We start from the raw sequence: 22,115 nt of genomic DNA, 5'->3' as shown, positions 1-22,115 counted from the left end.
TAAATGGCAGGTGTCTCTATGGAAGCGTACAACGTCAAAATCGATACGTTCGAAGGCCCGCTCGACTTGTTGCTCCACTTGATCGGAAAGATGGAGCTCGACATTGCGGACATCTCTGTCTCCGAGGTCACGGACCAGTATGTCGCCTTTATCCGGACGATGCAAAAATTTGAGCTCGATGTGGCCAGTGAATATTTGGTCATGGCGGCGACGTTGCTCCAATTGAAGAGCAAGCAGCTGTTGCCACCGGTTCCGGTCGAAGAGGATGACATTCCCGACTTTGGGGAAGAACCGACCCGGGAAGGGTTGATTCGGCAGTTGATTGAATATAAGGCATATAAAGAGGCTGTCGTGTTCATGCGCGAGCAAGAAGAGTCTCGACTCGAGCTATATAGCCGTCCTGGTGAGGATTTGACCCGGTATATGTCCGATCTCGTCCAGCCGTATGACGGACCGCTCAATTTCGCGGACTTGTTGCACGCCTATTCGAAGATGGTCGAACGCAAGCGGTGGAAAGAACGCCGCAAAAAGACAATCAAACGCGAAGAGCGGACGCTAGAAGAGCAGATGACGCGGTTGCACGAACACGTTTCAGCGGAAGGGACGACCTCGTTCTTCTCATTTTTCGAGGAGCGCCCGGACGTGTCGGACCTCGTCGTGACGTTCATGGCACTGCTCGAGCTGATTAAGTTGCGCGTCGTCACGACTAAACAAGAAGAACGGGACATTCAAATCTCGTTCGTCGAATCGTCAAAGGAAAGGAATGAAGCCGTTGTTGTCTTATGAAACGATTATTGAGAGTCTATTGTTCGTCGTCGGCGAAGAAGGGATGGAAGTGCGGGCCCTCGCGGACACGCTCGACATTTCTGAAGCCGCCGCTCGCGAACAGTTGAGCAAGCTAGAAGTATCGTTCAAAGACTCCGGTCGTCCGTTCCAATTGATTGAATCGGCGGGCGTGTATAAGCTCGTGACGATTCCTGAGGTATCGGAGTACATCCAACGCTACGTCGGGACGATGGCCGAACAAGCGTTGTCACGAGCCGCGATGGAGACGCTTGTCATCATCGCCTATAAGCAACCGGTCACCCGGGCCGATATCGAGGAGGTTCGGGGCGTCAAAGTCGAACGCGTCATCCATACGCTGTTATCAAAAGGGTTGATTGAGTCAGCCGGCCGAGCCAAGACGATTGGCCGGGCCAAGTTGTACCGGACGACCGAGCATTTCCTAGACCATTTTGGATTCAATTCACTCGATGAATTGCCCCCATTAACGTTTGAAGACGAGCTATCGGACGAAGGCGATCTGTTCTTCGGCCAGCCGTCTGCGATTACGCAAGATAGATTGGAGAATGAATAAATGGAACGTTTACAAAAAGTGATTGCCCAAGCAGGTGTCGCCTCACGGCGTAAAGCTGAAGAAATGATTTTAGACGGTCGAGTACGCGTCAACGGGAAAGTCGTTCGCGAACTCGGGACGAAAGTCGGACCAAAGTCTGAAGTCGAAGTCGACGGTGTAAAAATTGAACAAGAAGAGCACGTCTATTATGTGCTCTATAAACCGAGCGGTTACGTCTCGACGGTCGAAGACGATAAAGGACGGAAAGTCATCACTGACCTCGTCCCTCCTGGATCACGTGTCTTCCCGGTCGGACGTCTCGACTATAATACGACGGGACTCATCATCTTGACGAACGATGGAGAGTTCTCGAACATGATGACCCATCCGAAGTTCAAAATCCCGAAACGCTATGTGGCGAAAGTGAAGAACATTCCTTCGTACATCGCGATTAAACAACTGGAGTCGGGCGTCGAGCTCGATGACGGATATAAGACGGGTAGTGCCCAAGTGAAGATGAAGACGGTCGACCATAAGAAAAACTCGGCCATTCTAGAAATCGTCATCTCGGAAGGCCATAACCGTCAAATCCGCCGCATGCTCGAAGCGGTCGGTTCGGAAGTCATCAAATTGAAGCGCGAACAGTTCGGTTTCTTGACGCTCGACGGTCTCACGACGGGCGAATGGCGTGAACTGTCACGCAAAGAAGTATCCAAGTTGCGTGAACTTGCCAACCCGACCGTACCACCTGTACAACGAGGCAAGAAAAAGAAAAAATAACAACTAAAAAATCGTCCTGAGATAGGATGATTTTTTAGTTTGTGGAGATTGTGTGACAAAAAGATGAAAAAAGTCTGTTAATGTGCGTTTTTGGTGTTTTTTCAGTACAATAACAACTGAAGGATGGTGTGAACTCATGACGAAAGAAACAAAGTCGGGTGATCGCATGAATCAGGCGATGGCCCATAAGAAAAAACGGTCATTTTGGCGACTCATGATCATGACGATGGTCCTGTTCGCAGGAGCGGTCGTCATCATGCAATTGTTTGAACAGGCCGGCAACGACGGACGTGTTGAGGCCGGCGACGATGCGCCGAACTTCAAGCTCGTCAGTTTAGACGGGACGACGATGGTCGAGCGTGACACGTATGAAGGAGAAGGGCTTCTTCTCAACTTCTGGGGCACGTTCTGTGAACCGTGTGAGAAAGAGATGCCGGTCGTCCAGGACAACTATGCGGCCCTTCAAGACATGGGTGTCGATTTTTGGGCGGTCAACGTCGGTGAAACGCCGCTTCGAGTCGATAACTTCGTGAATGACCTCGGCGTCAAGCTCGATTATCCGATTTTGATGGACACGCGCAGCGAAGTCGAGAAGGCGTACGGGATTTATAACTTGCCGGTCACGTTCGTCATCGATGCCGACGGAAAAGTGATTGAAAAGTACGAAGGTGAACTCACGAAAGAGAAACTGATGGAGTTGGCCGAGAAGTCATTGTAAGCGAACGGGGGGGCGCACATATGCTAGATATGAAATACGACGGCGCCGATTTACGATCGAAGCGTCGTCCACGGTCATGGATTGACCGGGTGTGGAGCTTTTTCGCATCAGTCAAGGTCGGTCTTTGGCTCATCGGACTCATCATCGTCGGGTCGGCGATCGGAACGATTTTCCCGCAAGAGATGTATATTCCGCAACAATTGCCGGCAAGCCAGTATTACACGGACGAGTATGGGACACCGGGGACGATTTATTACACGTTGGGCTTTCATAACCTCTATACATCGTGGTGGTATATCACGTTGATCGTCATGCTGACGTTATCGCTCATCGTCGTATCGATCGATCGGTTTTTCCCGTTGTATAAAGCATTAAAATACCAGCCGGTCCGACGTACCGATCGCTTCATGCGCGGCCAACGCCTGATTGGAGAAGGTAAAGGCTCGGACGAACAAATTGATGCGTTCGGCGACGCTTTAAAAGCGAAGCGCTATCAAGTGAAGCGTGACGGGGATGCCTTGCTCGCCGAGAAATACCGCTTCGGTCGTTGGGGCCCATACGTCAACCATATCGGGCTCGTCATCTTCTTCATCGGGGCGATGCTTCGCGTCTTCCCGGCATTCCATACGGATACGCTCGAATGGGTGCGTGAAGGCGATACGGTTCCGCTTGAGGCGACGGATGACGAATATTATTTACGTAATGACCAATTCATCTTAGAGATGTATGATCCGGAAAACAACGCCGAAGATGCGAAGTTTGCCGAGGCGATCGAGAAAGCGGGCGCAGTCCCGAAAAACTATGAGACAGAATTGACACTGTTCAAGAAGACCGGGACGAACGAGGACGGATCGCCGCAACTCGAGGAAGTCGATACCGGTTCGACGAAAGTAAATCACCCGTTCAAATTTGAAAAATATGAGGTATATCAAGAACAGTATTCGAGTCGACCGGAGTTCTTGTCGATGTCATTCAACGTCGCCGATAAAGAGACAGGTGATGTGTATGGACCGTTTACGGTCGATTTGACGAATCCGGAGACGACGTATGATCTTGATGGCGTCACAGTCAAACTGAACGACTTGTATCCGGACTTTGAGGTCAAGGACGGTCAGCCGAACACGAAATCGCCACGGGCGCTCAACCCTGCCTTCTTTATGGCAATCGACACACCGGACGGTACGACTGAATCGAACTTGATTGGCATTCGATTGAACGTCGCCGACGAGGATAACCGCTACGTGATTCAATTCGCCGGGACGGAAATGGCGAGTACGAGCGGTCTGCGCGTCAAGAGTGACTCGACGTATCCGGTGCTGATCGTCGGTGGAATCATCTTTATGGTCGGGATTGTGATGGGCATGTATTGGCCGCATCGTCGCATCTGGATTCGTCGTCACGGCGAGACGGATGTGCTCGTTGCCGGTTTCACGAACAAGAACCCATCTTCGCTTAACCGCGAAATCACACCGCTCTTAGAGAAACATGGCCTGCCGATCTGGGAAGATCAGGCACGGTTTGAAAAAAAGACAGACGACAACTCAACCAATGAAAGAGGGGAATCATAATGGAGTGGATTCAATGGAGCAGTCGTTTGCTCTTCATCGCGTTCATCCTGTACGCTGTCGCAACCGTGTTGTTCACGATTGCGGTCAGCGGGATGCGCAAAGACCGCAACGTCAACCGCGTCGCCTACGGCAAGTATGCGTTCATTTTGGCGGTCATCGGTTTTGTCGCCCAAACGGGATATTTTATTTTACGTTGGGTCGGGGTCGGCTATGCGCCGGTATCGAACCTGTACGAATACACGACGTTCTTTGGCATGATGATGGTGCTTGGCTTCCTCGTCGTGTACGGGATTTATAAAAATGATGTGCTCGGGTTGTTCGCCATGCCGGTGGCGCTTCTCGTCATCGCCTTCGCCTCGATGTTCTCGAGCGAAGTGGCGCCGCTCATCCCGGCCTTGAACAGCGTCTGGTTGAAGATTCACGTCACGACCGCAGCGCTCGGGCAAGGCATTCTGGCGATCAGCTTCGCATCGGGTCTCATCTTCTTGTTGAATGAGACGTCGATGCGGGAACAATCGAAGTCGCGGACGTGGCTTGAAGTCACGATGTTCGTCCTTATGTGTACGCTCGGTTTCATTCTCGTCTCGATGCTCTTCAAGGCGATCGGTGCCGGTGGTGTCGTCGAGTTCACGAACGACCGCGGAACGCAAGAGTCGTATGAATACTTCATGCCGATGTTGTTCGTGCCGGAAGGGGCACAGCTTCTCTCTGGTGCGAGCGGGTTATCGCTCGAGTTGCCGACGTTCATCAATACGTTGAAATTGAACACGCTCGTTTGGTCGGTCATCGCCGGCGTCGTGATTTATGTCTTGCTCCGTTTCGTCATCTTACGGAAACGGGTCGCCGAGGCGCTTCAACCGCTCGCGAAAAAAGTCGATCTTGATCTAGCCGACGAAATCAGCTACCGTTCAATCGCGATCGGCTTGCCAGTGTTTATTCTCGGAGGTCTCATCTTCGCGATGATTTGGGCACAAATCGCTTGGAACCGTTTCTGGGGATGGGACCCGAAAGAAGTGTGGGCGCTCATCACAATGCTCATCTATATCTACTACTTGCATATGCGCATCCAGCGCGGTTGGACGGGGACGAAAGCCGCTTGGTTATGTGTCGGCGGCTTTGCCGTCATCATGTTCAACCTGGTGTTCGTCAACCTCGTCATCGCCGGTTTGCATTCGTATGCGTAAACAAAGAAGTCACTTCGGTGGCTTCTTTTTTCATGCCGCTGTCAACTGACCGTTGTGAAGCCAAATAATAGAGTGGTATAGTTATGAAAGAGAGCGGAATGTTCACAATTGTGCAACATTCGCTACATCTTGTAATGGTTCGATTAGGAGGTTTAGTGGATGGCTAATAAAACAAAAATTTTAGTGGTCGACGACGAGGAAAGAATTCGCCGCCTATTAAAAATGTATTTGGAGCGGGAACAGTATGTGATTGTCGAAGCGACGAACGGGGAAGAGGCGCTTCAACTTGCCCTCGAGCACGACTTTGATGTCATCCTGCTTGATTTGATGATGCCGAAAATGGACGGGGTTGCCGTATGTACCGAACTTCGAAAATCAAAGGCAACGCCTGTCATCATGTTGACGGCAAAAGGTGAAGAAGTCGATCGTGTCCAAGGATTCGAGGTCGGAGCGGACGATTATATCGTCAAACCGTTCAGTCCGCGTGAGGTCGTCTTGCGCGTCAAAGCGCTCCTCCGCCGTTCGGGCTCGACGAAATATTTGCGGACGGCCGAAAAATCAAAAGATTTGATTGTCTTCCCACATTTGACAATCGACAATGACGCTCACCGCGTCACGGTCGACGGAGAAGAGATCGCGCTCACGCCGAAAGAGTATGAACTATTGTTCTTCTTGGCCAAACAAGTCGACAAAGTGTTCTCACGGGAACAGTTGTTGAAAGAAGTATGGAACTACGAATTTTTTGGAGACCTTCGAACGGTCGACACACACGTGAAACGACTCCGGGAGAAGTTGAACCGGGTCTCTCCAGAAGCCGCGCATATGATTACGACGGTATGGGGTGTCGGTTATAAGTTCGAAGTCGTCAGTGAGTGATGATTCGCCGAAATAGCATCGTCACAAAACTATGGTTGACGATCCTCGTATTGGTCAGTCTCATCTTGTTCATCGTCTCTGTATTGATGCTCGAGTTTTTCAACTCGTTCCATATCGACCAAGAGCGTGGTCACTTGGCCAAGCTCGGCGGACAGGTCCAGTCGGTGTTGCTTCAAGAAGGGGACGCGTCACGGACAGTCGACCAAATCATTGAAGTGTACGGTGCGAACTATATATTAGAGAACGGGACGGTCCGCTCGAACTTCGGGACGGAAGTCGATGGGCTCATGACCGAACTCGGCCGTCAAGATTGGGAAACGTATCAGGCGGTCGGAGAGACGGCGATTGGAAACTTTTCGTCATTCGACGATCAGGCGGCACTTGCATACCGGACGAAGTTCTCACTCGAGACGGGCGAATACACGCTTTACTTGATCGAACCGCTCGACGCAATCTCGAGCGCGAATGAAGGGGCTCGGACGATCATCTTTTGGACAGTAGCCTCGGCCATCATCGTCACGACCGTGTTTGCCTTCTTCCTATCGACCCGGATCACGGCACCGCTCCGTGAGATGCGTGACGCGGTCAACAAGACGGGCGAAGGTCAGTTTGACCTGCGACTCGTGCAGAAGTCGAACGATGAGATCGGGGAGTTGGCCGGATCGTTCAACGCGATGAGCAGCCAACTGTCGACGTACGTGAACGCGCTCGATCGGGAACGGCTCCAACTCGCCTCGATTTTGCGGTCGATGGCCGATGGGGTCATCACGCTCGATCGCCATGCGAACGTCATCGTGACGAATCCACAAGCCCAGCCCCTTCTCATTAACGAACAGCCGCATGAAGTCGTCCTGTCTCTTTATGAGGACGTCGTCGCCGGTGCTCCGGAGAAGACGATCGAAGTGAAGCAAGACGATCACTATTATACGTTGACGGTGACACCGCTTCTCGGTGAAGACGATTTCGAAGGTGCGGTCGTCGTCATCCGTGACACGACCGAGAGCCATCGTCTTGACAAGATGCGAACCGATTTCGTCGCCAACGTCAGCCATGAGTTGCGGACGCCGCTCGTGACGCTGCAAGGTTATTCCGAGGCGATTATCGACGGCATGACTGAAAGTGACGACGCGACGAAAGAGTTCGCTTCGATCATTTACGATGAGTCGCTCCGGTTGGCCCGTCTTGTCAACGACTTGCTCGACCTGGCACGGATTGAATCAGGAAAAGAGACGATGCAATTTACGACGTTCGACCTCGGTGAATTTCTTCCGCGCGTCATGCGCAAATTTAACCAGATGGCGAACGAGAAAGGCATCACGCTCGCGACAGAGGCTCCGCGTCATGCCATCGAGGCCGACGGTGATCGTTTGGAGCAAGTATTTACGAACTTGATTGGCAACGCCATCGCCCACACCGAGTCGGGAACGATTCGGCTTGAGGCGAGTGAAGATGTGAGCGGATTCGTGATTCGCTTGACCGACACGGGGAGTGGTATTCCGAAAGAAGATTTACCGTTCGTGTTCGAACGGTTTTACAAAGCGGATAAAGCGCGGACGAGCGGCGGCAAGACGGGTACCGGTATCGGTCTCGCTATCGTCAAGAACGTCATCGACGCCCATCACGGCACGGTCGACGTCTCGAGCGCGCTCGGGGAAGGAACGACGTTCACGATTCGCCTTCCGTATACACAACCGCACGCATAACGACAATGGTGACTCCTGTGGGTCACCATTTGTGGCATAGAGGAGGAAATGACATGAAACTGTACACTCGAGGCGGAGACAAAGGCGAGACGTCGCTCATCGGCGGGCGTGTCCTGAAAATCCACCCACATATCCAAGCGATGGGGCTGTTAGATGAGTTGAACAGTCAAATCGGTCTTGCGCTCGCCTATCAGACGGATGAGACGCTCCGGACCCAGCTGACGAAGATTCAACATGATCTGTTCGACCTTGGGTCTGAACTCATGTATACCGAGACGCCACCGCAACAAGTCGATTTGAACATCGTCACCGAGCTCGAGACGTGGATCGACGAACTTGAACCGAAATGTCCAGAGCTCGTCCGCTTCATCTTGCCGGGCGGCAGTGTCAGTGCGGCGAGCCTTCACGTGGCAAGGACCGTCTGTCGTCGTGTCGAACGGGAACTCGTCAATGTGGACGCCGCCGTCCGTCAGCTCCCGTACTATAATCGATTGAGCGACTACTTATTCACCGCGGCCCGTTACGCGAACGTCGTGGCCGGGGTGCCCGATCAAGAGTACGCCCGCGGTGCGGATGTATTCAAAACGAAAAAGAAAAAGAAAAAGGAGTAGATCAGCTTATGAAAGGAATCGAACAATTCCAACAACGATTGCATTATTCGGTCTACCCGACCCAAAAATTCAAGACGACGACATGTCTCGTCTCATTCGCGGCCCCGCTATCGGCTGATACGATTGCTGACCGCGCCTTATTGCCGTATGTGATGGAGAAAGCGACCGAAGCTTATCCGTCAATTGAGCTGTTTCACACACCGTTAGAACAACTGTATGACGCGAGCCTATACGCAGGGGCATCGAAAGTCGGCAAAGAGCACGTCATCCAGTTTCAACTTGAAGTTGTGAGCGATGCGCTCGTCGGCGAATCGGTACTCGCTGAAGCGATCAAGCTGCTCGAAGAGGTGCTGCTTCGTCCGAACGCCTATGACGGGGCATTTCAACCGCTCATCGTCGAACAGGAGGCACGTCTGCAACGCCAACGGATTGAATCGGTATATGATGACAAAATGCGTTTCGCCCAGCAACGGCTTCAAGAATTGCTCGGCGGCGAACTCGCCATCCCATCGCTCGGCACGCTCGATCAATTGAAGCATGTGACGCCAAAGACGCTCTTTGACGCATACGAGTCGATGATTCGTCACGACCGTGTCGATGTCTACGTCGTCGGCGACGTGACGCGTGAGCAAGTGACGGAAGCGTTCGCTCCGCTCGAAGGGCTCGGGAAACGGCTCGTGCGTGAGTACCCTCAGCCTCACGTCCGTGAGTTCCAACGCCTCGAGGAACATCAAGACATCAATCAGAGCAAATTGCACCTCGCCTATCAAGTCGACGTCGACCCGCGAAGTGAGGACGCTGTACGGATGCAAGTCGTCAACGGTCTGTTTGGTGGCTTCCCGCACTCGAAATTGTTTATGAACGTCCGCGAAAAAGAGAGCCTGGCCTATTATGCCGCCTCGCAGTACAGCTCGCTCAGCCGGATGCTATTCGTCTACGCCGGAATCGATGCCTCGAACCAGGCGAAGACCGAGGCGATTATCGCCGATCAGCTCGCTGACCTCCAGGCTGGTACGTTCGAGGATGAAACACTTGAACAGACGAAAGCAATGCTATACCATCAACGCCGTCAACTCGGAGATAACCCGCGTCAATTGATTGCCTGGATGAGCGGCTCGGACATTCGTCCGTTCTCGCTTGAGGAAGAGATGGCGATTATCGAACAGACGTCACGGGAAGACGTGGCCGCGCTCGCCAACCGCCTGGACTTACAGGCTGTCTACTGCTTAAAGGGGGGAACCGTATGAAACTCGATTTTCCAAACGTAGGAGAAACACTCCATCACACCGTCCTTGAAAACGGATTGACGGTCTATTTATTGAAGAAAACCGGATACGAGAAGACGTACGCCACGTTCACGACGAAATACGGATCGATCGACCGGCGTTTTAAAACAGAAGATTGGGTCGACGTACCAGACGGGATTGCCCATTTCCTCGAGCATAAGATGTTTGAGAAAGAAGACGGCGACGTGTTTCAACAGTTTGGACGCCTCGGCGCGTCGGCGAACGCGTTCACGTCGTTCACTCGGACGGCTTACTTGTTTGGAGCGACGTCGAACGTCAGCGAGAACTTGAAGACGTTAATCGATTTCGTTCAAGCACCGTACTTCACGGAAGCATCGGTCGAGAAAGAAAAAGGCATTATCGGACAAGAGATTCAAATGTATCAAGATAATCCGGGCTGGCGTCTCTACTTCGGTTTGATTGAGGCGATGTACGCCGAGCATCCGGTCAAAATCGATATCGCCGGTACAATCGAATCAATCAGTGCCATCACGGCCGATGATTTGTATCGTTGCCATCATGCGTTCTATCATCCGAGTAACATGGTGCTGTTCGTCGTCGGCAATATTGAACCGGACGTCGTGCTAGCCGAGATTACTGCGAATCAGGCAGCGAAGTCGTTTGAAGCGCCGCTGTTGACGGCGCGTGAAGCAATCGAGGAACCCGATGCGGTCCATATGTCGGAACGGGTCATCGAGATGGACGTCTCGGTCCCGAAAGTGATGATCGGCTATAAAGATACACCGAGTGCCGGTAAGGCCGGCATGAAGCAAGAACTCGTCGTCGAGCTCCTCATGCACGCCTTGTTCGATACGACAGCACCACTCTATGCGGAACTGTACGCCGAAGGATTGATTGATGACGCGTTCTCGTTTGACTACACGTCGGAAGAGACGTTTGCCTTCGCCGTCCTCTCGATGGAGACGCCGCATGTCGATGCGTTCGTCAAACGCATCACGTCCGCCCTTGATCGTCCGCTCGAGCTCGAGGGTGATACGCTCGACCGCAAGAAGCGCATGATGAAAGGGCAGTTCTTAAAGGCGCTCAACTCACCAGAGTTCATCGCCAACCAATTCTCACGCTATGCGCTCAGCGGTGGCAATATGTTCGACATCCCGGACTTGCTCGATGCGATCACACTCGACGACTTGTATGCGACATACGACCGTCTGTTCCAAGCCGATAAACGGACGGTCTGCATCGTCAAGAAACCGTGACGACGCTCATCACCGGGGCGAGCGGGGCGATCGGACGTGCCGTCGCGCTGTCGTTTCGAGACGACACGCTCATCTTGCAGGCCCACACTCAGGCGGAGGCGCTTCGTGCGTTCGTATCAAACGAACAGCTGAAGGCCGACGTCGTCACGTGTGACCTCGACGATGAGGCCGGACTCGAAGCCTGGCTCGAGACGCTCGGACCGATCGACCGCATCATCCACGTCGCCGGCAATCATGCCCATGGTCTGCTCGTCGATCAGTTGCTCCTCGAGCTCGACCGTCTGTATCGCATCCACGTCCGCTCGATGGTCCGGCTCGTTCAACATGTCGTCGAGCAGAAACCGTATGACCGTCCGCTCGATATCGTCATCGTCTCGAGCGTGTGGGGCGAGGTCGGTGCTGCCGGGGAAGTATTGTATTCGACGGTCAAAGCCGCTCAGCTCGGATTCGTCAAAGCGTTCGCGCGTGAGGCCGGTCCGTTTCACGTCCGTATCAACGCGGTCACGCCGGGGTGGATTGACACCCCGATGAATGATACGGTAGAAGAGACGAAACAATCGGTCCGTGATGAGATTCCGCTCGGGCGGTTGGGAGGCCCTGGGGAAGTGGCAGAGACGATTCGTTTCCTCTGCTCCCCGGCTGCTTCTTACATAACTGGCACCGCGCTTCGCATCGATGGCGGTTGGGTTTGAAACTTTGTTGCCTCGACTGAAACGAGTTCTTTTCAATTCTTCTAAAATAATTTAGAATGAACAAGGTAGCGAGCACACATCAGAAAGGGTGGACGAGATGGATCATAAGTTCGAAGAATGGTATCTCGAATATGAACTTTGCCAAAATCGGCCTGGTATCCTGGGGGATATCGCCTCACTGATGGGGATGCTTCAAATCTCAATCGTGACGATCAACGGCGTCGATCTTCAGCGCCGCGGCATGCTGTTAAAGGCACCGGCGGCCGATCACGTTCATCGTCTGGAACATATTTTACGTAAGATGGAAGCCATCGTCGTCATCAAGCTTCGACGCCCGAAACTTCGGGACCGGATCGCGATTCGACACGGGCGCTACATCGAGCATGACAACGACGACAAGAAGACGTTTCGTTTCGTGCGCGAGGACTTGGGTGTCCTCGTCGATTTTGTCGCAGAACTGATGAAAGAAGAACGACACTTGCTGATTGGCGTGCGCGGCAACCCTCGTGTCGGAAAAACCGAGTCGATTGTAGCGGCGAGTGTCTGTGCGAACAAGCGCTGGCTGTTCTTATCCTCGACGCTCATGAAACAGACGGTGCGGACGTCACTATTCGAAGAAGAACGCGAAGGGGACCATGTCTATATCATCGACGGTGCCGTCTCGACGCGGACGATGGATGAGCGCCATCGGCAATTGATTCGTGAAGTGATGCGACTTCCGTCTGTCAAAGTCATCGAGCACCCTGATCTTTACGTTCGCAACACCGACTGTGTGTTCGAGGACTTTGATTACATCATCGAACTGCGGAATTCACAAGATGAGGAGATTATCATTCCTCAAGAGACACATCGTGAGGCAGAATGGTTTGAATAACTACTTGAATGGAAGGTGTGGACCCCTGTGACAGAACTAGGGACTTTTTTGAAACAAAGGCGTGAGGCGAGCGGTTTGACGCTCGACCAAATCCAGCAGACGACGAAGATTCAAAAACGCTATATCATCGCGATCGAGGAAGGTGATTACAAAAATCTCCCTGGCTCGTTCTATGCACGGGCGTTCATCAAAACGTACGCAGAATCGTTAGGTCTTGATGTCGATGAACTGTACGAGACGTATGCGAAAGACTTGCCGAAAATCGAGCCGCAGCCGACCGTTCAATTGTCGCGAAAACAAACCTACTCGAAAGCCTCGGAAACGTCGAGCCGTGTCTCGCGTTGGGTACCGAAAGTCATGCTTGTGCTCGTCGCTTTCCTCTTGATGACGGCCGTCTATTACGTCGTCCGGAACCTTGATTTTGGGGATCAAAACGCGTCGCCGGCCGAGCCATCGAACTCGGGTGTGACGATTGATCAAAACAAGGACGTCCCGAAAGAGGAGCCTGTCGAAGAAGAGCCTGTCGAGGAAGAACCAGCTGAAGAAGAGACAGCTGAAGAGACGGGGCCGATCGCGGTCGCGACGACGAGCGGAGCAGATCTCACATATGAGATTGCAACAGCTGATAAATTGACGACGGAGATTCATGTAAAAGAGTCGCCGGCAACGTATGTCGGCGTCCGAGATACTTCCCTTGAGGGCCCGTTCCTCGCGCCGGAATATCCGAACCAATCGAAGCAGAATCCGATTGTCATCGAGGACGCAGAGACGGATACGCTCCGCATCCGCATCGGTTTGATTGGTGGGGTCGAGAAAATTGTTGTCAATGGCCGCGAGCTGGAACTTGCTGACTCGCCGGTCACACAAAATATATTTGTAAAGAGAGTCGACGCAGAATAAGTTGACTCTCCTTCTAGAGGAGGAGTTCTCGATGAACCTACCTAACCGCTTGACGATGTTGCGGGTGTTACTGATTCCCGTGTTCGTCGTCTTGCTCGCCGTAGATTTTGATTGGGGAGACATCGCTTTCCTCGGGGCGGACGTTCCGCTCCATCAATTCATCGCCGGCGTCGTATTCACGATCGCCGCTATCACTGACTGGCTGGATGGACATCTCGCCCGTAAGCACAACTTGGTCACCAACTTCGGGAAGTTCATGGATCCGCTCGCTGACAAACTACTTGTCACGGCAGCGCTCGTCCTGCTCGTCGAGATGGATCTCGTCGCGGCGTGGGTCGTCGTTGTCATCCTATCGCGTGAATTTGCTGTGACGGGACTTCGTCTCGTGGCGGCCGATGAAGGAATCGTCGTCGCGGCTGGGAAGTCGGGCAAAGCGAAGACATGGGTCCAACTCTTTGCCATCATCTTCTTGTTATTCGGCAACCCGATTTTCAGCTATATCGGTATCCCGTTCGGCGAATGGGCGATGTGGCTCGCGCTCGTCTTGACGATTTACTCAGGGGCCGAATATTTCGCACAAAACTACAAGATCATTGTAAAGTCGATGTAACCGTCGGCACAGACGAGTTGTTCAGCTTGGCCGAACAGCTCGTTTTTTATTGGGGAGGAATTTGGATGAAACGGACCGAAATCATTGCGGTAGGCTCTGAACTGCTCTTAGGGGAAATCACGAACACGAACGCCCGTTATTTGTCAGAACAGCTGTCGAAATACGGTTTGTCCGTCCTGTATCATGTAGTCGTCGGGGATAACGGGGAGCGATTGAGAGCGACGTTCGAACAAGCACAGGCGCGGAGCGAGCTCGTCATCGTCACGGGCGGGCTCGGCCCGACGGCAGACGATATCACGAAGACGACGCTCGCCGATGTCCTTGGACGCCCGCTCGTGCGCGATCAAGCGGCGCTCGAGACGATCACTCGCTTCGTCGCATCGCGAGGCAGGACGATGAACGAAGGCGACGCGCGGCAAGCCGATGTCTTGACCGGGGCGGAGGTGCTCGATAACCCGGTCGGTCTCGCGCCCGGGATGTGGATCGAGGATGAACCGACATGGCTGTTGTTACCGGGTGTCCCGTGGGAGATGAAGGCGATCGTCGACGCTACGTTCCCTGAAAAATTCGGTGGAATGACCATCGTCTCTGAATCACTGCGCTTTTATGAAATCGGCGAGTCGGCGCTCGACGCGGCGGTCTCCGATTTGATGAGCGGATCGAACCCGACGGTCGCTCCGTACGCCGAGTCGGGCGAGGCACGACTGCGCATCAGCGCCCGGGCGGATACGGAAGCCGTGGCACGACAGATGATCCATCGGGTCAAACAGGATATTTTGGCACGAGTTGGCCGTTATTACTTCGGATCGGACGACGATACGCTCGCCGCACGTCTGATTCACGAACTGCAAGCGCAGAAGGCGACGTTGTCGATTGCCGAGTCGCTCACCGGTGGTCAAGCCCAAGCGATGGTGACGGCCGTGCCGGGGGCGTCCTCGGTGTTCAAGGGCGGTGTCGTCACCTATTCTGACGAGCTAAAAAATAGGTTTTTAGGGGTATCCCTTGATACAATTGAGTCACACTCGGTCGTCTCAAAAGAAGTCGCCTTTGAAATGATCCTCGGTCTGACCCGTCAGACCGGAACGGATTATGGGCTGGCGTTTACCGGCGAGGCCGGGCCGACGTCAAGTTCGGGTCAGCCGGTCGGGAAAGTGTTCATCGGCATCCGATCGCCGGCGGGGATTGACGTGATCGAACGCGATTACCCACATCAAGAGCGGCATGTCATTCAAGCACGTGCTACGAAAGACGGCATATGGGCGCTCCTGCAACAAATGAAAAAAGGCGAATAAACGTTCGCAAAAAACTTGTGTATCGTCTTCGCTTCGCTTATAATGAAAGTATCAATCAAAGGAGGCTCATTAATCTATGAGTGATCGTAAACAAGCGTTAGAAATGGCATTACGCCAAATTGAGAAACAATTCGGTAAAGGCTCAATCATGCGCCTCGGTGAAAATACAGATCAGCAAGTTTCGGTGACCCCGTCCGGCTCAATCGCCCTCGACATCGCGCTCGGTGCCGGTGGATATCCACGTGGTCGTGTCATCGAAGTGTACGGACCTGAATCGTCAGGTAAGACGACGGTGGCGCTTCACGCCATCGCTGAAGTCCAAAAACGTGGCGGTCAAGCTGCCTTCGTCGACGCCGAGCACGCGCTCGACCCGAAATACGCACAAAACTTGGGCGTCAATATCGATGAGTTGCTCTTATCACAACCAGATACAGGGGAACAAGCCCTTGAGATCGCAGAAGCACTCGTCCGCTCTGGTGCGGTCGATATTCTCGTCGTCGACTCGGTTGCGGCACTCGTTCCGAAAGCCGAGATTGAAGGGGAGATGGGCGACTCGCACGTCGGTCTTCAAGCCCGCCTGATGAGCCAAGCGCTCCGTAAATTGTCTGGTGCGACGAACAAGTCGAAGACAATCGTTATCTTCATCAACCAAATCCGTGAGAAAATCGGAATCATGTTCGGGAACCCGGAAACGACTCCTGGTGGTCGTGCCCTCAAGTTCTATTCTTCGGTTCGTCTCGAAGTCCGTCGTGCGGAAACGCTCAAACAAGGACAAGACATGGTTGGAAACCGGACGAAAATCAAAGTCGTCAAAAACAAGATTGCGCCACCGTTCAAGACAGCGGAAGTCGATATCATGTACGGCGAAGGGATCTCACGTGAAGGGGAGCTCATCGACATCGGGGCCGACCTCGACATCGTTCAAAAGAGTGGTGCGTGGTACTCGTACAACGAAGAACGTCTCGGTCAAGGCCGCGAGAACGCGAAGCAGTACATGAAAGAGAACCCGTCGGTAGCCGCTTCGGTCGAAGAACGGATCCGCGACCATTACGGCCTCAACGGTGAAAAGACAATCACGGTCGAAGCTGACAATGATGACGTCCTCTCGCTTTTAGACGAAGAGTAAGTAACATTTCTCGCCTGACACGGTTCAGGCGAGATTTTTTTAGTATAATTTTTTTCGTGAATTGGTAGTTCTATCCTGTCCGTGCATTGCATTCTAACAGGTAAATAAGTACAATGAAGCTATACGCGGGCTCGCTCGCGTTTACATTCATGAAAAAATAAAATAACCTTGCGAAAGGGAGGTGAACATGATGGAATGGCTATTAGAGCTTATTCTGATCCTCCTTTTGCCGATAGCTTTTGTTGCAGGTTTTTTTGTGCGTAAATCGATCGCCGAAGCGAAGATTCAAGGTGCCGAGACGGAAGCGACCAAGATTGTAGAGCAAGCGCGACAACAATCGGAAGCGATGCAAAAAGAAGCACGGCTTGAAGTAAAAGAAGAGATGATTCAACTTCGCAATGAGACCGAACAAGAATTGCGCGAACGACGTGAAGAGCAGAAAGTGAAAGAAAATCGTTTCGTCCAAAAAGAAGAGCTTCTCGACCGGAAAGCAGACATGCTCGAACGGAAAGAAGATGCTTTGGATGAACGTGAGGCTGCCCTCGCGAAACGGAAGCGTGAAGCGGAAACGCTCGAAAGCAAAGTGGAGGAATTATATGAGGAGGCGCGCCAAGAACTTGTACGTGTGGCAGCCTTGTCGAAAGAAGAAGCACGGACCATCATCATGGACGAAGCGAAGCAGGAAGCGCTTCACGATGCTGCTCTCCTTCAAAAAGAAATCGAGCAAAAAGCAAAATTAGAAGCTGATAAAAAAGCGAAACACCTCTTGTCTCTCACGATGCAACGGTACGCGGCCGAACACGTCGCCGAGACGACTGTATCTGTCGTCAATTTACCGAGTGATGAGATGAAAGGTCGTATTATCGGACGTGAAGGACGTAACATCCGCACGCTCGAGACACTTACTGGAATCGATTTGATCATCGATGACACGCCGGAAGCGGTCATCCTATCTGGATTCGACCCGGTCCGTCGTGAAATCGCCAAGATGACGCTCGAGAAACTCGTTCAAGACGGTCGGATTCATCCGGCCCGAATCGAAGAGATGGTCGAAAAATCGCGTCGTGAAGTCGATGAGCGCATCCGTGAATACGGGGAAGAAGCGACATTCTCAGCCGGCATCCACGGTGTCCATCCGGACCTCGTCAAGACGCTCGGTCGCATGCGCTACCGGACGAGTTACGGTCAAAACGTGCTCGCCCATTCGGTCGAAGTGGCCCATCTCGCCGGCATGATGGCCGCCGAGCTCGGGGAAGACGTCACGCTCGCCAAGCGAGCGGGTCTCCTCCACGATATCGGGAAAGCCATCGACCATGAAGTCGAAGGTAGCCACGTCGAGATCGGTGTCGAGCTTGCCACGAAGTACAAAGAGCATCCGGTCGTCATCAACTCGATTGCCTCTCACCACGGGGACGTCGAAGCGACGTCGACGATCGCGGTTCTCGTCGCAGCGGCTGACGCCTTGTCAGCAGCGCGTCCGGGAGCCCGTCAAGAGACGCTCGAAAGCTATATTCGACGCCTTGAGCGCCTCGAAGCGATTTGTGAGTCGTTCGAAGGAGTCGAGAAATCATATGCCATCCAAGCGGGACGTGAAGTCCGGATTATCGTCCGCCCAGACGTCGTCGATGACGTCGTGGCGAACAAGATGGCCCGTGACATCTGTAAACGGATCGAAGATGAGCTTGATTATCCAGGCCAAATTAAAGTGACGGTCATTCGCGAAACGCGTGCTGTCGATTATGCGAAGTAACAAGAGCGGAGACATTCTCCGCTTTTTCTATTGTGGGAGGACAAAACTATGAAAATCTTATTTATCGGCGATGTGGTCGGGAAGCCAGGTCGCGACATCTTGAGCGCCCAAATCGGACGGCTGAAGAGCAAATACAGCCCGACGTTCATGCTCGTCAACGGTGAAAACGCAGCCAACGGGCGCGGTATCACAAAAAAAATCTATCAACAATTTCTTGAGCTTGGATTCCATGGCGTGACAATGGGGAATCATACTTGGGATAACCGTGACATCTTTGATTGGATCGATGATGCCGACCGCATCGTCCGCCCGGCCAACTACCCTGCCGGCACGCCGGGTGTCGGGATGATGGTGTTGAAACAAGGCGGCAAGAAGCTCGCGGTCATCAATGTGATGGGGACTGTGTTCCTGCCGTCGCTCGACTGTCCGTTCCGCACGGTCGATGCACTCGTCGAAGACATTCGCGGCGAGGTCGACGCGATTTTTGTCGACATGCACGCCGAGGCGACGAGCGAGAAGATTGCGATGGGGTATCATCTCGACGGACGCGTCCAGGCTGTCGTCGGAACCCATACGCACGTCCAGACGGCGGACAACCGAATTCTGAATAACGGCACGGCTTACATCACCGACGTCGGGATGACGGGTCCGCTTGACGGTGTGCTCGGCATGGATGCCGAGGTCGTTTTGAGAAAATTCATGACACAACTCCCGGTCCGGTTTGAAGTTGCCGAGGGACGGGAACAATTAAATGGAGTTTTAATCACAATCGATGACCAATCGAAACGAGCCACAAAAATCGAACGCATACACCTAGATGATCAAACCGTATGGTTTGATTGAACAACCTACCCGAGGGGGAAACAAGAATGGACGTACTCAAAGTTTCGGCAAAATCGAATCCTAACTCCGTGGCGGGTGCACTCGCTGGCGTACTTCGTGAAAAAGGAACGTGTGAGATTCAAGCAATCGGCGCCGGTGCGCTCAATCAATCCATCAAGGCGGTCGCGATTGCGCGTGGTTTCGTCGCGCCGAGCGGGCTGGATTTGATTTGCATTCCGGCGTTCACTGATATTATGATTGACGGAGAAGAACGAACGGCAATCAAGCTCATCATCGAACCACGATGAGCTTGCGCTCGGGACATAGGTCCTATTCTTGTAAGAGAAGCCATCGGCGCGGATGGCTTCTCTTTTTTGTCTGAAAATATGACGTTCTATCTTCTCAGGTTCGTCATTTTATGACAAGATGAAAGAGAACGTGAAGTTCGATCAAGAGATGAAGAGGGGGACGTTTTCAATGGAACAGCTCGTGTCTATGACAGAGAAGGAAGCAACGACACCTGTGATGAAAGCGATTCAAAAACATACGGCCGGATTCGGGGCGGAGTTGGTTGAAGTGCCAATTCCAACACCAGGCGCTGGACAAGTGTTAATCAAAGTGAAGGCGACATCGATTTGCGGGACCGATGTCCACATTTATGAGTGGGACGACTGGGCGAAGAGCCGGGTCAAACCGCCATACGTGTTCGGTCACGAGTTCGCGGGGGAAGTCGTGGCGCTCGGGGAAGGGACGAAACGCATCCAAGTCGGACAAACGGTATCGGCCGAGACGCATATCGTCTGTCATCAGTGCAAGCAGTGTCTACGCGGACAGTATCATATCTGCAAGAACACAAAAATCATCGGCGTCGACACGCAAGGCTGTTTCGCCGAGTACGTCGTCATGCCGGAGGAGAACTTGTGGGTCAACCCTGAGTCGATGCCATCGAAGCTCGCCTCGATTCAAGAACCGCTCGGTAACGCCGTCCATACGGTGCTCGCGAGTGACGTGTCGGCCAAGTCAGTCGCCATCGTCGGTTGTGGACCGATCGGTCTCATGGCCGTCGGTGTCGCCAAGGCGGCCGGTGCGAGTCGTGTCTATGCGATCGACGTCAACCCGTATCGGTTGAAGCTCGCTGCGGAGATGGGGGCGGACGTCGTCATCAATAGCATGGACGAAAATCCGCTCGCGTTGATTATGGATCAGACGGACGGGGACGGCATCGACGTCGTCTGTGAGATGAGCGGGCATCCGGTCGCCATCGACCAGGCGTTCAAGATGGTCACGGCTGGCGGGGACGTCAATGTGTTGTCACTCCCGGCCAAACCAGTCGCCATCGACTTGACGCGCGACGTCGTCTTCAAAGGGGTACGCGTCCAAGGCATCACCGGTCGTAAGATGTATGAGACATGGGGCCAAGTGTCGACGTTACTCGCGACAGGTCAGCTGAACGTTGAACCGATTATCACGCACGTGTTCAAGCTCGAGGAGTTCGAGCAAGGTTTTGAGCTCATGCGGGCCGGGAAATGTGGAAAGGTCGTCTTAATACCATAAACAGGGGGAATCAATATGGCATTTGAACATATTACAGAAGCAATCAATGAAATGAAACAAGCGGGCACGTTCCGCTCACTCGTACCGCTCGAGTCGGCGCAAGCGAACGAGGTCACGATCGACGGCAAGTCGCTCGTCCAGCTCTCATCGAACAACTATCTCGGACTTGCCAACCATCCGCGCTTGAAACAAGCGGCGATTGAAGCGGTCGAACAGTACGGGGCCGGCACAGGCTCGGTCCGAACGATCGCCGGGACGTTCGAGATGCATGAGGCGTTCGAACGCGAGCTCGCCGAATTCAAACATACGGAAGCGGCGCTCGTGTTCCAATCGGGCTTCGCGACAAACCTCGGCGTCTTGTCGGCCCTCCTTGGCCCAGAAGACGTCGTCATCAGTGACGCACTCAACCACGCCTCGATCATCGACGGCATCCGGTTGACGAAAGCGGCCCGCCGCATCTATAAGCACGTCGACCTCGCCGATTTAGAGGCGGCGTTGAAAGAGACGCAAGACTACCGGACGCGCCTGATCGTCACGGACGGCGTCTTCTCGATGGACGGCAATATCGCGCCGCTCCCAGAAATCGTCGAGCTCGCCGAGAAGTATGACGCGGCCGTCATGGTCGATGATGCGCACGCCTCGGGCGTGCTCGGGCAGAACGGTCGCGGCACGGTCAACCACTTCGGGCTCGACGGACGGGTCGCGCTTCAAGTCGGGACGCTCTCGAAAGCAATCGGTGTCCTCGGCGGCTACGTCGCCTGCTCGAACGATATCCGTGACTTCTTGATTCAAAAAGGACGTCCGTTCTTGTTCTCGACGTCACATCCGCCAGCGGTCGTCGCGGCGAATCGTGAGGCGATCCGTGTCATGAAGGAAGAAGAAGAATTGTTCGATAAACTTTGGGCGAACACCGAGTTCTTCAAGACAGGACTGCGTGACCTCGGCTTCGATATCGGGCATGCGACGACGCCGATCACGCCGGTCATGCTCGGGGAAGAGACGCTAGCGCACACATTCTCGGATAAGTTGAAAGACCATGGCGTGTTCGCACAGAGCATCGCTTTCCCGACGGTCGAGAAAGGCAAGGCCCGGATTCGGACGATCGTGACGGCGGAACATACCCGTGACGACCTCGAACGTGCGCTCGCTGCCTTCAAGGCGGTCGCGGAAGAACTGAACGTCACGCTTCACGCGTGAGTTTGAAACTGCAGACAAA

At 53.4% G+C, this 22,115-nt stretch carries 22 protein-coding genes; all 22 read left to right on the top strand.

The window, feature by feature from the left end; all coding sequences use genetic code 11:
• Positions 1–18 precede the first annotated feature (18 nt).
• The 22 genes from EVJ34_RS04960 (at position 19) to EVJ34_RS04855 (ending at position 22,096) form a co-directional block, all read left to right on the top strand.
• Positions 19–786, top strand: coding sequence for a segregation and condensation protein A (locus EVJ34_RS04960; RefSeq protein WP_131436473.1), 768 nt, complete (start codon positions 19–21; stop codon positions 784–786).
• Positions 764–1,357, top strand: coding sequence for an SMC-Scp complex subunit ScpB (gene scpB, locus EVJ34_RS04955; RefSeq protein ID WP_201739917.1), 594 nt, complete (start codon positions 764–766; stop codon positions 1,355–1,357). Before EVJ34_RS04960 ends, scpB begins: the two co-directional genes overlap by 23 nt.
• Positions 1,358–2,116 carry a pseudouridine synthase gene (locus tag EVJ34_RS04950; RefSeq protein WP_029595326.1) on the top strand — a complete coding sequence of 253 codons (759 nt, stop codon included), beginning with the start codon at positions 1,358–1,360 and terminating at the stop codon, positions 2,114–2,116. It abuts the gene before it with no gap.
• 136 nt (positions 2,117–2,252) lie between these two features.
• Positions 2,253–2,834 (top strand): redoxin domain-containing protein, encoded by a 582-nt coding sequence (locus tag EVJ34_RS04945; protein ID WP_131484872.1) that lies wholly within the window; start codon positions 2,253–2,255, stop codon positions 2,832–2,834.
• A gap of 20 nt (positions 2,835–2,854) precedes the next feature.
• Complete coding sequence (gene resB / locus EVJ34_RS04940) at positions 2,855–4,402, top strand: cytochrome c biogenesis protein ResB (RefSeq protein ID WP_236636646.1); 1,548 nt, start codon at positions 2,855–2,857, stop codon at positions 4,400–4,402.
• A complete protein-coding gene (gene ccsB / locus EVJ34_RS04935) occupies positions 4,402–5,586 on the top strand; it encodes a c-type cytochrome biogenesis protein CcsB (RefSeq protein WP_131436469.1) in 1,185 nt (394 codons plus the stop codon). The genes resB and ccsB overlap by 1 nt, the downstream gene beginning before the upstream one ends.
• Positions 5,587–5,745: 159 nt before the next feature.
• Entirely contained in the window at positions 5,746–6,462 is a 717-nt protein-coding gene (locus EVJ34_RS04930) for a response regulator transcription factor (protein ID WP_131436467.1), read from the top strand.
• Complete coding sequence (locus tag EVJ34_RS04925; RefSeq protein WP_131484871.1) at positions 6,462–8,165, top strand: sensor histidine kinase; 1,704 nt, start codon at positions 6,462–6,464, stop codon at positions 8,163–8,165. The genes EVJ34_RS04930 and EVJ34_RS04925 overlap by 1 nt, the downstream gene beginning before the upstream one ends.
• A gap of 53 nt (positions 8,166–8,218) precedes the next feature.
• Positions 8,219–8,776: a cob(I)yrinic acid a,c-diamide adenosyltransferase gene (locus EVJ34_RS04920; protein ID WP_131436463.1), complete on the top strand. Its 558-nt coding sequence runs from the start codon at positions 8,219–8,221 to the stop codon at positions 8,774–8,776.
• A gap of 8 nt (positions 8,777–8,784) precedes the next feature.
• Positions 8,785–10,023 (top strand): EF-P 5-aminopentanol modification-associated protein YfmF, encoded by a 1,239-nt coding sequence (yfmF, locus tag EVJ34_RS04915; protein ID WP_131484870.1) that lies wholly within the window; start codon positions 8,785–8,787, stop codon positions 10,021–10,023.
• A complete protein-coding gene (gene yfmH, locus EVJ34_RS04910; RefSeq protein ID WP_131484869.1) occupies positions 10,020–11,279 on the top strand; it encodes an EF-P 5-aminopentanol modification-associated protein YfmH in 1,260 nt (419 codons plus the stop codon). The genes yfmF and yfmH overlap by 4 nt, the downstream gene beginning before the upstream one ends.
• Entirely contained in the window at positions 11,276–11,971 is a 696-nt protein-coding gene (gene ymfI, locus EVJ34_RS04905; protein ID WP_131484868.1) for an elongation factor P 5-aminopentanone reductase, read from the top strand. Before yfmH ends, ymfI begins: the two co-directional genes overlap by 4 nt.
• Before the next feature lie 97 nt (positions 11,972–12,068).
• A complete protein-coding gene (locus tag EVJ34_RS04900) occupies positions 12,069–12,845 on the top strand; it encodes a YmfK family protein (RefSeq protein ID WP_034777827.1) in 777 nt (258 codons plus the stop codon).
• A gap of 27 nt (positions 12,846–12,872) precedes the next feature.
• Positions 12,873–13,745 (top strand): helix-turn-helix domain-containing protein, encoded by an 873-nt coding sequence (locus tag EVJ34_RS04895; protein ID WP_131436455.1) that lies wholly within the window; start codon positions 12,873–12,875, stop codon positions 13,743–13,745.
• A gap of 31 nt (positions 13,746–13,776) precedes the next feature.
• Positions 13,777–14,355, top strand: a complete 579-nt coding sequence (gene pgsA, locus EVJ34_RS04890; protein ID WP_131436453.1) for a CDP-diacylglycerol--glycerol-3-phosphate 3-phosphatidyltransferase — start codon at positions 13,777–13,779, stop codon at positions 14,353–14,355.
• Positions 14,356–14,420: 65 nt separating this feature from the next.
• Positions 14,421–15,647, top strand: coding sequence for a competence/damage-inducible protein A (locus EVJ34_RS04885; RefSeq protein WP_131484867.1), 1,227 nt, complete (start codon positions 14,421–14,423; stop codon positions 15,645–15,647).
• Positions 15,648–15,723: 76 nt separating this feature from the next.
• Positions 15,724–16,773 (top strand): recombinase RecA, encoded by a 1,050-nt coding sequence (gene recA / locus EVJ34_RS04880; RefSeq protein ID WP_131436449.1) that lies wholly within the window; start codon positions 15,724–15,726, stop codon positions 16,771–16,773.
• Positions 16,774–16,960: 187 nt separating this feature from the next.
• Positions 16,961–18,523: a ribonuclease Y gene (rny, locus tag EVJ34_RS04875; protein ID WP_029595337.1), complete on the top strand. Its 1,563-nt coding sequence runs from the start codon at positions 16,961–16,963 to the stop codon at positions 18,521–18,523.
• Positions 18,524–18,571: 48 nt separating this feature from the next.
• Complete coding sequence (locus EVJ34_RS04870; protein WP_131484866.1) at positions 18,572–19,366, top strand: TIGR00282 family metallophosphoesterase; 795 nt, start codon at positions 18,572–18,574, stop codon at positions 19,364–19,366.
• A 26-nt stretch (positions 19,367–19,392) separates the two neighbouring features.
• On the top strand, positions 19,393–19,653 hold the full coding sequence (locus tag EVJ34_RS04865; protein WP_012726477.1) for a stage V sporulation protein S: 261 nt from the start codon (positions 19,393–19,395) through the stop codon (positions 19,651–19,653).
• 169 nt (positions 19,654–19,822) lie between these two features.
• Positions 19,823–20,899 (top strand): L-threonine 3-dehydrogenase, encoded by a 1,077-nt coding sequence (tdh, locus tag EVJ34_RS04860; protein WP_131436445.1) that lies wholly within the window; start codon positions 19,823–19,825, stop codon positions 20,897–20,899.
• 15 nt (positions 20,900–20,914) lie between these two features.
• Complete coding sequence (locus EVJ34_RS04855; RefSeq protein ID WP_131484865.1) at positions 20,915–22,096, top strand: glycine C-acetyltransferase; 1,182 nt, start codon at positions 20,915–20,917, stop codon at positions 22,094–22,096.
• Positions 22,097–22,115: the final 19 nt, after the last annotated feature.

It is taken from the genome of Exiguobacterium sp. SL-9 (assembly GCF_004336985.1).
Classification (GTDB): Bacteria; Bacillota; Bacilli; order Exiguobacteriales; family Exiguobacteriaceae; genus Exiguobacterium.
Note: the sequence above shows the minus strand (reverse complement) of the source record. Positions and strands in the feature narration are given on the sequence as shown.

Coding starts and splice junctions, on each gene's coding strand:
- EVJ34_RS04960 (WP_131436473.1), top strand. CDS start 19: ATGGAAGCGTACAACGTCAAAATCGATACGTTCGAAGGCCCGCTCGAC.
- scpB (WP_201739917.1), top strand. CDS start 764: ATGAAGCCGTTGTTGTCTTATGAAACGATTATTGAGAGTCTATTGTTC.
- EVJ34_RS04950 (WP_029595326.1), top strand. CDS start 1,358: ATGGAACGTTTACAAAAAGTGATTGCCCAAGCAGGTGTCGCCTCACGG.
- EVJ34_RS04945 (WP_131484872.1), top strand. CDS start 2,253: ATGACGAAAGAAACAAAGTCGGGTGATCGCATGAATCAGGCGATGGCC.
- resB (WP_236636646.1), top strand. CDS start 2,855: ATGCTAGATATGAAATACGACGGCGCCGATTTACGATCGAAGCGTCGT.
- ccsB (WP_131436469.1), top strand. CDS start 4,402: ATGGAGTGGATTCAATGGAGCAGTCGTTTGCTCTTCATCGCGTTCATC.
- EVJ34_RS04930 (WP_131436467.1), top strand. CDS start 5,746: ATGGCTAATAAAACAAAAATTTTAGTGGTCGACGACGAGGAAAGAATT.
- EVJ34_RS04925 (WP_131484871.1), top strand. CDS start 6,462: ATGATTCGCCGAAATAGCATCGTCACAAAACTATGGTTGACGATCCTC.
- EVJ34_RS04920 (WP_131436463.1), top strand. CDS start 8,219: ATGAAACTGTACACTCGAGGCGGAGACAAAGGCGAGACGTCGCTCATC.
- yfmF (WP_131484870.1), top strand. CDS start 8,785: ATGAAAGGAATCGAACAATTCCAACAACGATTGCATTATTCGGTCTAC.
- yfmH (WP_131484869.1), top strand. CDS start 10,020: ATGAAACTCGATTTTCCAAACGTAGGAGAAACACTCCATCACACCGTC.
- EVJ34_RS04900 (WP_034777827.1), top strand. CDS start 12,069: ATGGATCATAAGTTCGAAGAATGGTATCTCGAATATGAACTTTGCCAA.
- pgsA (WP_131436453.1), top strand. CDS start 13,777: ATGAACCTACCTAACCGCTTGACGATGTTGCGGGTGTTACTGATTCCC.
- EVJ34_RS04885 (WP_131484867.1), top strand. CDS start 14,421: ATGAAACGGACCGAAATCATTGCGGTAGGCTCTGAACTGCTCTTAGGG.
- recA (WP_131436449.1), top strand. CDS start 15,724: ATGAGTGATCGTAAACAAGCGTTAGAAATGGCATTACGCCAAATTGAG.
- rny (WP_029595337.1), top strand. CDS start 16,961: ATGATGGAATGGCTATTAGAGCTTATTCTGATCCTCCTTTTGCCGATA.
- EVJ34_RS04870 (WP_131484866.1), top strand. CDS start 18,572: ATGAAAATCTTATTTATCGGCGATGTGGTCGGGAAGCCAGGTCGCGAC.
- EVJ34_RS04865 (WP_012726477.1), top strand. CDS start 19,393: ATGGACGTACTCAAAGTTTCGGCAAAATCGAATCCTAACTCCGTGGCG.
- tdh (WP_131436445.1), top strand. CDS start 19,823: ATGGAACAGCTCGTGTCTATGACAGAGAAGGAAGCAACGACACCTGTG.
- EVJ34_RS04855 (WP_131484865.1), top strand. CDS start 20,915: ATGGCATTTGAACATATTACAGAAGCAATCAATGAAATGAAACAAGCG.